At 65.7% G+C, this 14,176-nt stretch carries 16 protein-coding genes; 11 read left to right on the forward strand and 5 right to left on the reverse strand.

Annotation, left to right across the window (positions count from 1 at the left end):
- Positions 1-84: 84 nt before the first annotated feature.
- Genes ACV7GQ_RS10060 through ACV7GQ_RS10075 form a run of 4 tightly spaced genes read left to right on the forward strand, consistent with a single transcriptional unit; the run spans position 85 to position 2,042 of the window.
- Positions 85-363 carry an ArsR/SmtB family transcription factor gene (locus ACV7GQ_RS10060; protein ID WP_220617279.1) on the forward strand — a complete coding sequence of 93 codons (279 nt, stop codon included), beginning with the start codon at positions 85-87 and terminating at the stop codon, positions 361-363.
- 37 nt (positions 364-400) lie between these two features.
- Positions 401-697 carry a DUF8036 family membrane protein gene (locus tag ACV7GQ_RS10065; RefSeq protein ID WP_470310112.1) on the forward strand — a complete coding sequence of 99 codons (297 nt, stop codon included), beginning with the start codon at positions 401-403 and terminating at the stop codon, positions 695-697.
- Between the two features lie 60 nt (positions 698-757).
- Positions 758-1,129, forward strand: coding sequence for a hypothetical protein (locus tag ACV7GQ_RS10070; protein WP_470310113.1), 372 nt, complete (start codon positions 758-760; stop codon positions 1,127-1,129).
- Positions 1,130-1,187: 58 nt separating this feature from the next.
- Positions 1,188-2,042, forward strand: coding sequence for a UbiA family prenyltransferase (locus ACV7GQ_RS10075; RefSeq protein ID WP_470310114.1), 855 nt, complete (start codon positions 1,188-1,190; stop codon positions 2,040-2,042).
- A gap of 96 nt (positions 2,043-2,138) precedes the next feature.
- Here ACV7GQ_RS10075 and ACV7GQ_RS10080 read toward each other — a convergent pair whose 3' ends face one another.
- Positions 2,139-4,349: a hypothetical protein gene (locus tag ACV7GQ_RS10080; protein ID WP_470310115.1), complete on the reverse strand. Its 2,211-nt coding sequence runs from the start codon at positions 4,347-4,349 to the stop codon at positions 2,139-2,141.
- Positions 4,346-4,939, reverse strand: a complete 594-nt coding sequence (locus ACV7GQ_RS10085; RefSeq protein ID WP_470310116.1) for a DUF7344 domain-containing protein — start codon at positions 4,937-4,939, stop codon at positions 4,346-4,348. Before ACV7GQ_RS10085 ends, ACV7GQ_RS10080 begins: the two co-directional genes overlap by 4 nt.
- 248 nt (positions 4,940-5,187) lie before the next feature.
- On the opposite strand from ACV7GQ_RS10085, the gene ACV7GQ_RS10090 reads away from it, so the two are divergent.
- The 4 genes from ACV7GQ_RS10090 (at position 5,188) to ACV7GQ_RS10105 (ending at position 8,803) form a co-directional block, all read left to right on the forward strand.
- On the forward strand, positions 5,188-5,838 hold the full coding sequence (locus ACV7GQ_RS10090) for a hypothetical protein (protein ID WP_470310117.1): 651 nt from the start codon (positions 5,188-5,190) through the stop codon (positions 5,836-5,838).
- A 41-nt stretch (positions 5,839-5,879) separates the two neighbouring features.
- The gene (locus ACV7GQ_RS10095; RefSeq protein WP_470310118.1) at positions 5,880-7,007 is read left to right on the forward strand and encodes a signal peptidase I; all 1,128 of its coding nucleotides are present in this window, start codon (positions 5,880-5,882) and stop codon (positions 7,005-7,007) included.
- A gap of 111 nt (positions 7,008-7,118) precedes the next feature.
- A complete protein-coding gene (locus tag ACV7GQ_RS10100) occupies positions 7,119-7,439 on the forward strand; it encodes a DUF7964 domain-containing protein (protein ID WP_470310119.1) in 321 nt (106 codons plus the stop codon).
- A 194-nt stretch (positions 7,440-7,633) separates the two neighbouring features.
- Positions 7,634-8,803 (forward strand): DUF5305 domain-containing protein, encoded by a 1,170-nt coding sequence (locus ACV7GQ_RS10105; RefSeq protein WP_470310120.1) that lies wholly within the window; start codon positions 7,634-7,636, stop codon positions 8,801-8,803.
- Positions 8,804-8,810: 7 nt separating this feature from the next.
- On the opposite strand, the gene ACV7GQ_RS10110 is transcribed toward ACV7GQ_RS10105, so the two are convergent.
- Positions 8,811-9,989: a redox-regulated ATPase YchF gene (locus ACV7GQ_RS10110; protein ID WP_470310121.1), complete on the reverse strand. Its 1,179-nt coding sequence runs from the start codon at positions 9,987-9,989 to the stop codon at positions 8,811-8,813.
- 87 nt (positions 9,990-10,076) lie between these two features.
- Positions 10,077-11,099 (reverse strand): polymer-forming cytoskeletal protein, encoded by a 1,023-nt coding sequence (locus ACV7GQ_RS10115; RefSeq protein WP_470310122.1) that lies wholly within the window; start codon positions 11,097-11,099, stop codon positions 10,077-10,079.
- Between the two features lie 144 nt (positions 11,100-11,243).
- Here ACV7GQ_RS10115 and ACV7GQ_RS10120 point away from each other — a divergent pair, with 144 nt between their 5' ends.
- The 3 genes from ACV7GQ_RS10120 to ACV7GQ_RS10130 all read left to right on the forward strand — a co-directional run bounded on the left by ACV7GQ_RS10120 (position 11,244) and on the right by ACV7GQ_RS10130 (position 13,156).
- Entirely contained in the window at positions 11,244-11,441 is a 198-nt protein-coding gene (locus ACV7GQ_RS10120; RefSeq protein WP_470310123.1) for a DUF5800 family protein, read from the forward strand.
- A 165-nt stretch (positions 11,442-11,606) separates the two neighbouring features.
- Positions 11,607-12,773 (forward strand): thiolase C-terminal domain-containing protein, encoded by a 1,167-nt coding sequence (locus ACV7GQ_RS10125; RefSeq protein WP_470310124.1) that lies wholly within the window; start codon positions 11,607-11,609, stop codon positions 12,771-12,773.
- Complete coding sequence (locus ACV7GQ_RS10130) at positions 12,770-13,156, forward strand: Zn-ribbon domain-containing OB-fold protein (protein ID WP_470310125.1); 387 nt, start codon at positions 12,770-12,772, stop codon at positions 13,154-13,156. The genes ACV7GQ_RS10125 and ACV7GQ_RS10130 overlap by 4 nt, the downstream gene beginning before the upstream one ends.
- On the opposite strand, the gene ACV7GQ_RS10135 is transcribed toward ACV7GQ_RS10130, so the two are convergent.
- Positions 13,153-14,100, reverse strand: coding sequence for an alpha/beta fold hydrolase (locus tag ACV7GQ_RS10135; protein WP_470310126.1), 948 nt, complete (start codon positions 14,098-14,100; stop codon positions 13,153-13,155). The two genes, ACV7GQ_RS10130 and ACV7GQ_RS10135, sit on opposite strands and share 4 nt — an antisense overlap.
- Positions 14,101-14,176: the final 76 nt, after the last annotated feature.

Genomic DNA, 14,176 nt, shown 5'->3' on the forward strand with positions numbered 1-14,176 from the left:
GACAGCGACCGGCGGGACGCCGGCGAGCGGGCCGCCGAGAGACAGACCTTTGAGACAGGCACGACCAGTCAGGATACGAGAGGGATGGAGAAAGCGCTCTGGTACCTGCTGACGGCGACGCGCGGCGGTGCCAACAGGGCGCGCATCATCGACGCCCTCACGGAGCGACCGATGAACGCCAACGAACTCGCCGACGAACTGGACGTGGGCTACAAGACGATACGCCACCACATGGAGCAACTCGAAGAGCACGACGTCGTCGAGTCCGGCGACGAGGACTACGCGAAACTGTACTTCCTCACGGACCGGTTCGACCAGTACCGGGACACCTTCGAGGATATCGTGGAGCAGATGGACACATGAGCGACAGCACCAGCGGACGACAGGAGGGCGAGAACTGATGGCGATGGGGACGCTCATCACCGCCGCAGCGGTGCTCGCGGGCCTGAACGTGCTCCTGCTGTTGCCGCTGCTCGGGGTCTGGGTGCGCAACTACGCCACCTTCCGGACCGGACTGGTCGCCGGGCTGGTGGCCTTCGCCGTCGCGATGCTCGTCGAGAACGCCGTCGCGCTGTACTTCTTCTTCTCGATGCAGAGCTTCTACGCCGGCGACCCGCACGTCCAGCAGGCCGTCCTGGTGTTGCGGGCCCTCCAGTTCGTCGCCATCGCCGGCCTGAGTTACACGACGCTCAGATAGCTGTCGTCGATATTGCAGTAGCCGAAGGGTCGATAGTGGTCCACCCCGTACGGGAGTCCGATGGACCACCTCGCCCCGTCGAACGTCCCGGTCTACGCGACGCCAGACGAGCAACAGGCAATCTGGGAACGCTGTGCGAACCGCGGCCACCCCGTCGTCGCCGTCCGGGCGGCGGCACGCGGGTACATCGTCCGCTACGACCTCCAACACCTGGACGAACAGCTCTCGGCGACCACGCTCCAGCGGCTGCGCGACCGTATCCGCTCCCGTCGCCCGTACCCGACGGGGACCGACCCAATCTCCGAGACAGAGGGCGTCGGCGGAGAGGCCGGCCCCGTCTCGGGCGAACTACACACGTCGAGCGAGGACGACGGCCGGGACCTCGCGTCACACATCTCCCAGTTCGTGCTGGACCGCGACAACTGGCGGTAGGACCCGCCGAGACGGACCCGCACGAGACTTTTTGACACGTCGGTCCCTCTGTCGCCGTATGGCAGTCGCCCGACACGACTCCGGCCCCGTCGCCGCGGGCCGCGCCCTCGCCTCACAGGTACACCCGGTGTTCATGCTCCCACCGCTGGCGACGTCGCTGTTCGGCGCGTTGCTCGCGGGTGACGTCACCGTCGCCGTCGCCGCGCTCCACGCGGCGGCGATGTTCTTCGCCGTCTACACCGCCCACGTCAAGGACGGCTACGTCGACTTCCACGTCCGCGGGGAGGACGACGACCACCCGCTGACCGTCGGCGGGTGTCGCGGCGCGCTCGTCGCCGCCGGCCTCGGGTTCGGGACCTGCACGGTCGGCCTCTGGCTGCTCGTCGGCCCGGGCGCCGCCCTCCTGACGCTCCCGACGTGGGTCATCGGCTACACGCACGCGCCACAGCTCGACCTCAACCCCGTCGGGGCGACGATGGGCTACCCCGCCGGCATCGCGCTGGCGCTCCTCGGCGGCTACTACGCGCAGGCGTCGGGTCTCAGCCCGCGGGTGCTGGGGCTGGCCGCCGTCTTCCTCGCGTTGCTGACCGGCATCAAGGTGATCGACGACGAGAAGGACTACGACTACGACCGCTCCATCGACAAGCGGACCGTCGCGGTGGTGCTGGGACCGCGGCGCGCGCGGCAACTGGCCCGTACCCTGCTCGTCGCGGCGATGGTCGGCGTCGTCGGCCTCGCTGTTACGCTGCCCGGCATCCCACCGACCGCTGCCGGTGCAGCCGTCGCGTTCGGCGTCGTCGCCGCCGTCGCTCACCGCGCTGAGTCGGAACTCGCGACGAAGTTACTGATTCGGGGGTCGTACCTGTTTCTGGCGGTGCTCGTGGCGGCGGTGTGGTTCCGGCCGCTCGGGTGAGTCGAGCGCGGTCGTCGGTCGTATCTCTGTCGTTCCTTTCCCCTGCTTCGAGCGTCTCTCACTGCCAGTAAACCGACGCTCGCGTCGGTGGGAGGTCTAGGAATCGTCTGTCTCGCTGTCGTCTGCCGTTTCTGCCTCGGTCGGTGTCTCTGTCTCGGTAGGTGTCGGTGTCTCTGTCTCGGTAGGTGTCGGTGTCTCGGTTTCCGTCTCAGTCGGCGTTTCTGTTTCTGTCTCGGTTGGTGTCGGCGTCTCAGTTTCCGTCTCTGTCTCAGTCGGCGTCTCAGTTTCCGTCTCTGTCTCAGTCGGCGTCTCTGTTTCTGTCTCGGTTAGTGTCGGCGTCTTAGTCTCTGTCGGCGTCCCGGTCTCCGTCCCCTGTTCTATCTGAGCCGTCGAATCAGTCTCTGAAGGTGTCGGGGTTCCCGTCTCGGTCGGAGCGGAAGCATCTGTCCCGGTCGGCGTTTCGGTCCCTGACTCGGTTTCGGTCGGTTTCGACGTCGGTGCAGGTGTCGCCGTCGACGAGTCGGATGCTGACTCTCCCGCGTCCGGGGTTGGCGTTTGGGCGGGTGTCGGCGCGTCGGGCACCGGCGTCGGCGTGTCAGTTCGGCTCGGCGTCTCAGACGCGGATTCCGTCGCCGTCGTTGTCGGCGTCCGAGTCTCCGTCGACGACTCCGAAGGAGTGTTAGTCCGCGTCTCGGTCGGGACCACCGTCGCAGTCGAGGTCCCCGACGGGGTCGCCGTGGTCTCCGGGGTCTGTGTGTCGGTCGAACGCTCTGTCAGTGTTTCGCTCGGCGTTTGCGTCTGGGTCGCAGTGGGGAACCCGGGTACGGGTTCGGTGGGTGTCGCGTCCGGGGTCGGCGTCGCCGTCGGGGTCGATTCGGCGGTCGGAGAGTCGGCCCCCGCGTCGGTCGACGTCGGTGCATCGGTCGCTGTGGGTCCGGTCTGCGTCGCGGATGCATCTCCGTCCCCACTCTCGCTCTCCGACGTCGGCTGTTCTGTCGCCGTCGATTCGGCCGGCGTAGCGGTTGCCGGTGCGGTCGACGTGGCGTCCGCCCTCTCGGTCGAGGTCTCGGTTCGAGTCCCGCTCTGGGTGGGTGACTGAGAGCCGGTCGCGGTCCGGTTCGGTGACCCCGTCGGTGCTGGGGTCGACGTGACGTCAGCGTCGTCGACCGCCTCTGCAGGGCTCGAGCTGCCAGTCTGGGTCTGTGACTCCGTGAGCGTCGAATCGTCTGTCGGTGCTGCCGTCGGCGTCTCGGTCGGCGTCGGCGCCGACACTGCTGGTGGTGGGTCCGAAGACGAGTCGGTCTGGTCCGTCGACCGCGTCTCCGACGAGGTCGTCTCGGCGGACGACGTCGTGACCGGCGACCCCTCCGACGGAGGCTCCGTCGAGGAGTCTGGCTGTCGCTCGGCGGACGCAGTGGCCGTGTCGACGAGAGTCGTCGGCGATTCTTCCGGGGTCGGAGAGTCGGTCTCGGTCGGCGACGCCGTCTCGGTCTGTGTCGAGGTCGGCGTGACGTCCCCCTCCGGCGTCGGCTCTCTGGAGACCGCGTCGAGGAGACTCGGAGTCGACTCGGAGTCGGGTGTGCGCGTCTCGCCTCGCTGCGTCGTGTCGATTCCCTGGGACGCCGCGCGTTCGGTGCTGCTGTCGGTTCGAGTGGGCGTCTGCCGCTCGGTAGTCCCTCCCGAGTTTCGTGTGTCGGCACCGCTGTCGCCGCCGTCCGACGCGGAGTCGTCGCCGCTGGTCTGAGTCGCCGTCGCGGTCGTCTCGGACTGGTTCGTGCCCCCGAAGCTGTCGCCGAAGTCCTGCACGCGCTCGATGGAGCCCTGGATGGTATCGGCGAGGGTGTCCTGAAGGCTGCCCCCGCTGCACTCGACGTCGACGGTCCTGTCGAGCGACACCTCGACGCCGCTCCCGGTCGCGCGTATCTCGACCGTGACCGTCTCCGTAGCACCGCGCTCGCTACAGCTCACGTCGGCGACGAGCGCGCCGGTCTCGCCGCTGTCGAGCGAATCCGGTTTCTCGACGTTCGTCAATTCGACGCCGCCGTCGGCCCCTTCCGAAACGGTCAGATCGAGTTCGAGAGCTCTCCCGAACCGGTTCGTGAACGCCGCGAGCGTCACGTCGGAACTGTCGTTCCCGTCGACGGTGACCCGGTCGTGCTCGATGCCCAGATACGCGTTCTCGTCCTCGACGACGGCCGCGGTCAGTCCCCGCCCGGCTGTCACGCTACTGAACGCGCCGCTCTGTGCCAGCAGCGAGGCGAACACGACCAGCCCGCCGACGGCGAGGACCAGTCGGCGGCGGCTCATCGCTCGCGCACCTCTGGCGGGTCGGCCGTACTCCCGAGGCGTAGCTGTGAGTGGTTTAGGTACGTGTGCACGACCGCGGAGACGAAGACGGCGACGACGAGGAACAGCGCACAGGAGAGGTCCGGTATCCGCCCGAGCGGGCCGAGGTCGGCCCACGCGCCCGCGACGACGACCAGCCCGAGCGTGGAGAGCGAGAGGTAGTACCGGCTCCACGGCACGTCCACACCGGGGACGACGTCGAGATACACCTCCAGGTCGACGACGGCATCGGCGAGTTCGACGGTCTCCCTGCGGTTGTCGTACTCGACGAAGCCGCAGGCGTCCATCTTCGGCAGGTGATGCTGATGGAGGGCGGTCTTGACACGCTTCGTCTCGGCCGAGGTGAGTTTTCCGACCGGCTTCTCGTTCTCCCACGCCGCGACGTGCTCCGCGAGTTCGCGGAGGTAGACGCGCCGCGCCTGTTGCTTGAGGTAGTGAAAGACGAACCGTCTGCGTTCGTTGCTCAGTATCTCGAATACGGTGTTCTCGGAGGGTGGCTGGTCCGCACTGCCCCGCTGTGGCCCGGATGATTCGACATCGACTTCGCTCATGATTGGGTCCGTTGACCCCGCGTCAACGCTGCCGAATCTCACCACAGGGAGGACAATTAGTTAGCTGTGTGATATATGGGGGTATCCCGAGGTTGTACCAATCTAATAGTGAGTACACTGATAACGGCCGAATATACGGTCGGATTACCGATTCGAAAAGACGGTTTGCAGGCCGCAGTACCCCATTTCACAGCTGCAATCGGCGTCTGCATGCTGCGTCCCGTATATACCAAAGGTGTGATACGATGATGGTAGAAGTGAGCACACTGGAAGCGAATGTTGGTGACGTGATTGGTCGCACGGGTGTGCACAAGGAGAACGAAACAATGCAACGACGCAAATTCCTAGTCGGACTCGGTTCGCTTGCGGTTGGTGCTGGTACCGCGATGGGTACTGGTGCACTGTCAGCCATGAACGCAAGCAGAGGTCTTACCGGGGTTGTGGAGCAAGAAACTAGTACCGCTTACGTGAGACTTGGAGAAGGAAATCAGAATCCACATTTCGTTGAGACTTTAGGAAATGGTGAGATGCGGGTCAATTTCGATGCCTCCGGCGGTGGGCAAGGTCTCAACCCAGACTCTGAAAATTGGTTCGATGGTGTCTTCGAGATCGAAATCCTGAACGTGGACGCTGATAATACCTCAGACGATTATAAAGCATGGATCACTAAGAACACCAATGCAGATGGTAGAATTGGCTTCTACCTTGATCAACAACGTTCCACTTCTATTGTTGGCGAGTCTAATGCAGATGTTATGGGTGGAAATGCAACCACGCCTGTGGGCATCTATTTAGACCTAAGAGGGTCAGGGTTGTCCGACGGTCAAAATATTAATAATCTCTTCGGTGGTCCAGATAATAGATTTACCGTCCACGTGGACAATAGCGACGCGAATTAAATAAGGTTTCCTATTATTATTTGAATTATCATAACACTTCTATGAATATTGCCAAATACAGCGGAGAAATAATAGAAACGGCCATAATAATAATGATTGTCTTACTATTTTTTGGACAAGCAATCGGGCAACCCATTCTGTTGGGATTTGTTGAAACGGGAAGCATGGAACCAACCTTAGAGTCAGGTGATGGATTTATCGCCGTCCCGAGGCCCTTAGCGGGGGATATTGAAAGAGGTGATATAGTTGTCTTTCGAGCAAGGGAACTACACGGGGGAGGATTGACAACCCATAGGATAGTCGATATAACATCTCAGGGGTACATCACTCAAGGAGACGCAAATCCGTTTCGGGATCAGGACAGTGGTGAACCACCAGTCAAAGAACAACAAATCGTTGCCGAGGCGGTTCAAGTCGGCGGACAGGCTGTTGTCATCCCACACATGGGGGACTTTGTGAATCGGGCACGAAGTTTGGTTGGGTACACTCAAAACCGACTCGCAGACCTCCTCGGAATGCGTACTTTCCTCGGAACAGCAGGTCTCCTTTACTTGCTGACAGGAGTATTGGCGTTGGCATACGGCTTTGATGTGTTCAAAGAACGCCGTAGCAGGTCATCACAGGGACGGAGGCGAAGACGCGACCGTTCATGTGGAAAAAACCCTCATCTGATTATTGTAGCGATGATACTTTTCTTAATCGCTGCTACGACGATGAGCATGGTGGTGCCGAGTGGGACACAGGAATTCGATATGGAAAATGGTGACTCTACGACGGGGACGGTCACCATGTCAAACAGCGGCGTTCTACCAATTATAGTAATCCTTGATCCGGGCAGAGGAATTGACGTAGAGTCCCACGAGCTATACGTGAGCGGACAATCCGCAGCAGATTCCACTATTACTCTCGCCCCTCGGTCAAAAGTCGATACCTCGCGCCGCTCTCTCACCCATCATCACTATCTCGCCATCCTCCCAGCCTCGGTCATTCGCCCACTCTATCAACTCCACCCATGGACGCCAATCCTTGTTATCAATGCTCTCATCGGCGTCCCGTTCTACCTCGTCGGCCTCAGACTGGTCGGCACCGGACGGATACGGAACCGCTCGCGGGACGTGGAACGGTCAGTCGGTGCTCGTCTGCACCGGTGGGTCAGGCGTCTGTACTGAGTGCCGACGCCGTGAACCCTGTCGAAAGTTCACCTTGCGGCGCGCGAGCGAGACGGCAGCCACGGTATCCTGACAATAGCAATCACCGAGGCCGTGCTGTCCCGGTGTAGCGTGACCACCATCACCAACCTTCCACGACGCCCGCTTGCGGCACCGGACATCGCCGAACTCGACAGCGACGACCGTATCGACGTCGCACCGTATGGAGGGATACGTGACGGCGACGGCGTCCGAATCTACGCGGTCAAGTTGGCCGTCGACGACACCGCGTACGCACTCGGGTTCGACGACGCGACCGAGCAGTGGGAGCACCTCTTGACGGTGGACGCGGCGGACCTGTCGGCCGCGGACGGCCAGCTCGACGCGGTGCTCGACGAGTGGGCCGTCGAGACATACGGCGGGAGTTTCGACGTGGTGAAGTCCGTCCGTTAGACGGCCGAGTGACAGAGAGACAGTAGGCCGAGATAGGTAGCGTCGGCAGTCCAGCGAGCCGCGTCGGTAGCGGTCTTGGCGTCCGTTACCCCGCGCCTCTGGCAACGAAAGCGGTCCGTACTCGCCGACCGAAAGTTCGACTGAACGAGTATATCAGTATCATAACAAACAGGTCCGGTGAACCGTGGGGACTCATGAATAGACGTTGGTTGCGCGTGCGGGCGCTGTTGGAGTCGCAGTTCGAACTGCTCGTCGTCGTCCTCCTCGTGCTCGCAGTCGCCGGCGGGTGGGTGACCTACGGCGCGTACGTCGACCCCGGGACGACCACGGAGGAACGGGTCGTCTCGTCGTGGGGGACGACCGGCGACTACGACCACGCCGCGACGGTCGCCGAACCGAACCCCATCTACGACGTCGGCACGACGCTGGAGAACCAGTCGCTCTACGTGGCCGCCGTCGCGCCCGAACTTAACGGGACCTTCAGGTTCGGCTACAACGCGAGCGACGACGGGAGCCTCGACGTGACCGTCGCGGAGCACCTGATCGTCCACTCCGTGGCCGAGGAGGAAGACGAGACCGTCGAGGTCTGGCGGCAGGTCCGGTCACTCGACGAGCGGTCGGTCGACTCGGTGCGGCCGAACACGACCGTTCGCGTGCCGTTCACCGTCGACGTCAACGAGACGATGAACCGCACGGAGCGCATCGAAGAGCGGCTCGGGAACCCGCCCGGGAACCCGCAGATGGCGGTCGTCGCGACCGTCCGACTGAACGGGACCGTCAACGGGGACGAGGTCGACCGCACGATGGAGTACGTCCTCCCGGTCGCGTTCGACCGGGGCGCGTACCGGGTGAACGCGACGGCGGCGACACAGCGGTTCGAGTCGACCGAGACGGTCGTGGTGCCGCGGGACCCGAGCCGACTCGAAACGGTCGGCGGGCCAGCCGCACTCGCCTTCGGACTGCTCGGCCTCGCCGCACTCGGGGCCGCGTACCGGCGGAACGACCTCGCGCTCACCGACGCCGAGCGCGAACGCCTCGCGTTCGAGGACGACCGAGAGGAGTTCGACGAGTGGATCAACGCCATCGAACTCCCGTCGGACGCCGAGTCGCTGCCCCGCGCGGAGGCGTCGTCGCTCGGCGACCTCGTCGACTTCGCCATCGACACGGACAACAGCGTCGTCGAGCGACCCGAGGACGGGGCGTACTACGTGATTCACGACGGCTACGCCTACAGCTACACCCCGCCGGAGGCAGACGGGTCGTCGGCGGACGCTCACTCGACGCCGACAGCGGCATCCACGACGGAGGCGGCCGAGTCCGAGGCGTCCACCGCCGAGACGGACGGGGACGACGAGTCGGAGTGAAGGCCCCTCAGTTCTCGCTGATTATCTTGACGACCGCACCCTCCTCGAGTTCCGTCTCGTCGCTGATGCGCCGGTTCGCCCGGGCGTCGACGGCGTGGGTGTAGCCGTCGCCGATGTCGGAGTGGACGGCGTAGGCGAGGTCCTTCGGCGTCGACCCGCGCGGCAGGAGGTGCGCGTCGGGGAGGACGTTGCCCTGACCGTCGGTCCACTTCGTGTCGTTCTGGACGGGGTAGGCCGTGATGTGGTCGAGCAGGTCGTAGACGGCGGCATCCATCGCCTGCTGGACCCCGGTACCGCCGTACTCGGCCATCACGTCGCGGATGCGGTCGAGGCCCTGTCGCTGCTGGTCGCTCACGTCGGCGACGATGTCGAAGTCCGGGTCGCCGGGGTCGTAGTCGACGGCCCCCGCCTCCGCGGCCTTCCGCAGGGCCAGTTCGCCGTCGGCCGTCGCCGGGACGACCACCTCGGCGGCCGCCCGCAGGCGCTCGACGTTGCCCTCGGGCGCGACGTCGGCCTTGTTCGCGACGACGACGATGGGTTTCGTCCGCTGGCGTATCTCCCGGGCCAGCGCCTCGCGGTGGTCGTCGGTCCACGCGATGGGGTCCTCGGGGTAGTCGAGTTCCCGGAGGGTGCGGGCCACGTCGAGCTCGCTCGCGCCGACGCCGGCCAGCAGGTCGAGCAGCGCCTCGTCGAGGTCGAAGTCCGGCGAGCGAGACTGGCGCTCGACCGACTCCCAGTTGCGGTCGACGATGCTCGCCAGCCAGAGGTCCATCTCCGTCTCGACGAAGTCGACGTCCTCGACGGGGTCGTGTTCGCCCACTTCGACCGGTTCGCCCTCCTCGTTCGTGCCGCCGGAGGCGTCGACGACGTTGAGGATGACGTCGGCGTTCGTGAGTTCGTCGAGGAACTGGTTCCCGAGGCCACGGCCCTCGTGTGCGCCGGGGACGAGGCCGGCCACGTCGATGAGTTCGACGGGGACATAGCGCTTGCCGTCCCGACAGTCGTCGTCGCCACAGCGCTCCTCGCGGTCCAGACAGGGACACTCGGTGCGGACGTGGCTCACGCCGCGGTTGGCGTCGATGGTCGTGAACGGGTAGTTCCCCACGTCCACGTCGGCCATCGTCGCCGCCTTGTAGAAGGTAGACTTCCCGGCGTTGGGCTTGCCAGCGAGTGCGATAGAGAGCATGCTACCCCCTACCAGTGAGTGCGGAAAGGGGGTTTCGGTTCGGGCGGTCGAACCGACGGGCACGGACGGGGACCGCGTGGTGCGGTTTCAGTCCGAGGCTTCGGCGGTGTCCTCTCGGTCGCCGGCGTCGGCCGCCGCTTCTGTCTCGTCGGCGGCGTCGCCGGCCGCCTCGTCGTCCACGCTCTCGGGCTCGTCGGTCGCGTCGCTATCGGTCTCCAGTTCCTCGGCCATCTCCGCCATCGCGGCGGCGGACTCGTCGGGCCGGTCGAGCACCTCGTCGGTGTGCATCCGCGTCCCGTCGCGGGCCCGGATCTTCCCGTCGACGGTCGCGTTCTCGTGGATCTCGACCGTCCCGCCGGAGATGTCCCCCCAGATCTTCGCGCCGGGGCCGACCCGAACGTCGCCGTTGCGGGTCGTCACGTCGCCCTTTATCTCCGTCCCCTTCCCGACCACCACGTCCTCGCGGGCACGCAGGCTCCCGAAGACGACGTTGTCGCGACCCACTTCGAGCGACTCGGCGCGGATGTTGCCGTGGAGACGGCAGTCGTCGCCGATGGTCGCCGGCGTCGAGACGCGCCAGGCGTCGTCGGAGACGCTGGCGCCGCGCGGGACGAGTATCGGGTCGTGGTCGTCGGCGTCGTCGCCGAGCATCTCCTCGACGAGGTCCTGAGCGGCCTCGTCCTCGCCGATGCGGAGGAGCTGCGAGAGGTAGACGAACAGGAAGACGATGGTCGGCATCGGGTTCCGGATGACTATCCAGCCGTTGGCCTCGAACCCATCCTCGATATCGACGTCGTCGCCGATGTCCAGGTCGCCGGCGACCCGCAACTCGCCGCCGATGTGGACGCGTTCGCCGATGTAGGCGTCCTCGCCCACCAGCACGTTGTCCTCGACGTCGCACCACATGTCGAGGCGACAGTCGCCCTCGGCCTCGATGTGCCCGCCGAAGCGGACCCGCTCGTCGGCGATGACGGAGCGGCCGCGGACGCCGAACTCGACCGTGCTCTGCCCGCCGATGATGACGTCGCCGTCGGTGACGAGGTCGTGTTCCTCGACGGTGGTACCGTCGGGAATCGCGAGTTCGGAGAGCGGGTCAGAGCCGATTGGCACAGCCCATATAGCGTTTTCGACGGTCTTAAAGCCTGAGGACGTGCACGACGGGCGTCAGACGTGCGTCAGACGTGCGTGTGTGAACCACTGTCTGATACCCCGCGAGAGACTACACTTTTATCCGGAACGGCCCTAGCTGGCGGCATGACTGTTCTCTCGTTCGACGAACACGGCGTCGACGTCGTCTACGACGGCACGGAGTTCCGGCTGGAGAAGACCCTCATCGAAGACGCCACGCAGAAGTCCTACCCCGACGTGACCGACCACGAGGTCCTCCAGCTGGTCGAACCCGACCCGTCGCTCTCCGGTGAGCCACAGCGGATCGCCGAGATCGTCGACTGAGTACCTCGCCATAGGGCGATTCTCACGAAGGTAGCATAGCCTTCGAGGGCACATTCACGCCACCCAACATAAGCTCCGCAGTCTTGCGTTCTCGGGCGGGCGAAATCGTGGCAAAACCACACATAGTCGGCAGGCATTTAAGAGCGCGTGACCCACTGTGTGGTAATGTCAGACCCACGAGTCGCAGGGGCCGGCGTCACGAAGTTCGGGAAGCACCCCGAACGGACCGGCCGCGACCTCTTCGCCGAGGCGGGCCTGGAGGCGCTCGACGCCTCGGGCGTCGCCCCGGGGGACGTCGACGCGCTCTACTACGGCAACTTCATGGGTGAGCTCGCAGAGCACCAGGGCCATCAGGGGCCGCTGATGGCCGAGGCCATCGGGGTCGACGCACCGGCCACACGGTTCGAGGCCGCCTGTGCGTCCGCCGGTGCCGCGGTCCGGGCCGCGGTCAGGGACCTCCGCAACGGCGAGGCCGAAGTGGTCGTGGTCGGCGGCGCCGAGCGGATGACCAACATCGGCACCGCCGCGGCGACCGACGCTCTCGCCATCGCCGCCGACGACCTCTACGAGGTCCGGGCAGGGATGACCTTCCCAGGCGCGTACGCGCTGATGGCGCGGTCGTACTTCGACCAGTACGGCGGCTCTCGGGAGGACCTGGCCCACATCGCGGTCAAGAACCACGAACACGCGCTGGTCAACGACCACGCCCAGATACAGAAGGAGATCACCCTCGAGGACGCCATCGAGGCACCGACCATCGCCAGTCCGCTCGGCCTGTACGACTCCTGTCCCATCACGGACGGGGCCGCCGCGGCCGTCTTGACCACGGCCGAGTACGCGGCCGACCACGGCCTCGACGCCCCGGTCGCCGTCACCGGCACCGGTCAGGGCGGCGACAACCTCGCGTTGCAGGACCGGCCACACCTCGCACAGACGCCCGCGGCCGACAAGGCCGCCGAGGAGGCCTACGCGGACGCCGGCGTCGGCCCCGAGGACGTCGACGTCGCCGAGGTCCACGACTGTTTCACCATCGCCGAGGTGCTGGCCATCGAGTCGCTGGGCCTCTACGAGCACGGCGAGGGCATCCACGCGGCGACGAACGGCGAGACGGACCGCCACGGCGAGATGCCGGTGAACCTCTCGGGCGGCCTGAAGGCGAAGGGCCACCCGGTCGGCGCTACGGGCGTCGCCCAGCTGGCGACCGTCGCGTGGGTGCTGGACGGGTCGCACCCGCGGGCGGACGCCGTCCCGGACGGCACCGTCGGCGTCGCCCACAACGCCGGTGGCACCGTCGCGTCGACCACGGTCCACGTCCTGGAGGTGCGAGAATGACCGAACCAGCGCCGGACGGCGAGTACGACGAGTGGCTGGATGCCATCGAGGCCGGCGAGGGGTACTACGTCGAGTGTGCGAACGGGCACGGCTGGCTCCCGCCCCGTCGGGTCTGTCCCGAGTGCGGGTCCAGAGACCTGAGCGCGGAACCGCTACCGGACAGCGGGGAGATCGTGACGCACTCGACCATCACCGTCGCCACGCCGCAGTTCGAGGACGACGCGCCCTACGTCACCGCCATCGCCGACTTCGGGCCGGTGTCGGTGACGGGGCTCGTCCGCGGTGTCGACCCCGAAGACGTGGAGATGGGAGCGGTCGTCGGGGTCGAGGTCGGCGAGCGGGCGACCACCGGCGACCGTGCGGTCGTGTTCCGACCCCGCTAACCCTCGTTCTCGACGCGAATCTCCGCCGTGCGGCCCTGCACCACGTCGACGAACTCGTGGGGGTGTTCGACGTGCGGGAGCAGCAGCGAGTCGCCGAAGACGACCAGCGTCGCGTCGGCCCGGTCGGCGAGGTCGCGACCGTCCGACAGCGGCGTGATGTCGGCGTCTTCGCCCCAGACGAGCGTTATCGGGACGTCGAGGTCCGCCAGCACGTCGCCGAGATTCTCTTCGGGGTCCAGGAACCCGGAGAGGAACGACGCCGGCGCGAACCGGGCGCCCTGCTGGTGCCCGCTCCGCCACTCGTAGTCGACTACCTCGTCGGTGAGGTTGGCCATGTCGTAGTAGCCGTGGTCGTCGTGGAAGTGGCGGATGGAGGCCTTCGAGACGACGAGGTTGAACAGCGCCTGGCCGAGGACGGGCGACCGGAACAGCGACCGGACCCAGACGTTCCGGTTGCCCATCGAGGAGTCGGTCGGGCAGACGAGGACGAGTTCCGCCACGTCGACGTCGCGGGCGGCCAGCGCGGCGTAGGAGGCGGTGAGCGACGAGGCGACGACGGTGGCGTCCGCCGTCTCGTCCTCGAGGAAGTCCCTGACGAACGTCGTCAGCAGCGACGCCGAGTAGAGGAGCGGCGGCCGGTCGGAGTGACCGTACCCCGGCAGGTCGGGCGCGAGGACGTGGTACTCCTCGGCCAGCTGCTCGAAGACGGTGTGGAACTCGTGGCTCGATGCCGCCGCGTTGATGCCGTGGAGGAGCACGAGGTCCGGGTCGTCCGGGTCGCCGGCCTCGGTGTACGCGACGTCGAAGCCGCGCCAGCGGTAGGTCCGGTGGTCGCCCGGTAGCAACGGTTCGAACCCGTCGGCACGCGACTGGAGGACGCGGTTGACGAGCGCCGTCGTCCCGACCGCACCGACGGCGGCACCCAGCGCCTTTCGAAGCTTCATACACCCGTCTACGGGCCGGACCCTGTTTATACGTGGTGGGGAGGGGCCGAAACCGACGGGTCGAGCGGTGGGATGG

Source organism: Haloarcula sp. MBLA0163 (genome assembly GCF_055632435.1).

Bases quoted from the DNA above. Each gene is read 5' to 3' on its own strand.
- ACV7GQ_RS10060 (WP_220617279.1), top strand. From the start codon at position 85: ATGGAGAAAGCGCTCTGGTACCTGCTGACGGCGACGCGCGGCGGTGCC.
- ACV7GQ_RS10065 (WP_470310112.1), top strand. From the start codon at position 401: ATGGCGATGGGGACGCTCATCACCGCCGCAGCGGTGCTCGCGGGCCTG.
- ACV7GQ_RS10070 (WP_470310113.1), top strand. From the start codon at position 758: ATGGACCACCTCGCCCCGTCGAACGTCCCGGTCTACGCGACGCCAGAC.
- ACV7GQ_RS10075 (WP_470310114.1), top strand. From the start codon at position 1,188: ATGGCAGTCGCCCGACACGACTCCGGCCCCGTCGCCGCGGGCCGCGCC.
- ACV7GQ_RS10080 (WP_470310115.1), bottom strand. From the start codon at position 4,349: ATGAGCCGCCGCCGACTGGTCCTCGCCGTCGGCGGGCTGGTCGTGTTC.
- ACV7GQ_RS10085 (WP_470310116.1), bottom strand. From the start codon at position 4,939: ATGAGCGAAGTCGATGTCGAATCATCCGGGCCACAGCGGGGCAGTGCG.
- ACV7GQ_RS10090 (WP_470310117.1), top strand. From the start codon at position 5,188: ATGGTAGAAGTGAGCACACTGGAAGCGAATGTTGGTGACGTGATTGGT.
- ACV7GQ_RS10095 (WP_470310118.1), top strand. From the start codon at position 5,880: ATGAATATTGCCAAATACAGCGGAGAAATAATAGAAACGGCCATAATA.
- ACV7GQ_RS10105 (WP_470310120.1), top strand. From the start codon at position 7,634: ATGAATAGACGTTGGTTGCGCGTGCGGGCGCTGTTGGAGTCGCAGTTC.
- ACV7GQ_RS10110 (WP_470310121.1), bottom strand. From the start codon at position 9,989: ATGCTCTCTATCGCACTCGCTGGCAAGCCCAACGCCGGGAAGTCTACC.
- ACV7GQ_RS10120 (WP_470310123.1), top strand. From the start codon at position 11,244: ATGACTGTTCTCTCGTTCGACGAACACGGCGTCGACGTCGTCTACGAC.
- ACV7GQ_RS10125 (WP_470310124.1), top strand. From the start codon at position 11,607: ATGTCAGACCCACGAGTCGCAGGGGCCGGCGTCACGAAGTTCGGGAAG.
- ACV7GQ_RS10130 (WP_470310125.1), top strand. From the start codon at position 12,770: ATGACCGAACCAGCGCCGGACGGCGAGTACGACGAGTGGCTGGATGCC.
- ACV7GQ_RS10135 (WP_470310126.1), bottom strand. From the start codon at position 14,100: ATGAAGCTTCGAAAGGCGCTGGGTGCCGCCGTCGGTGCGGTCGGGACG.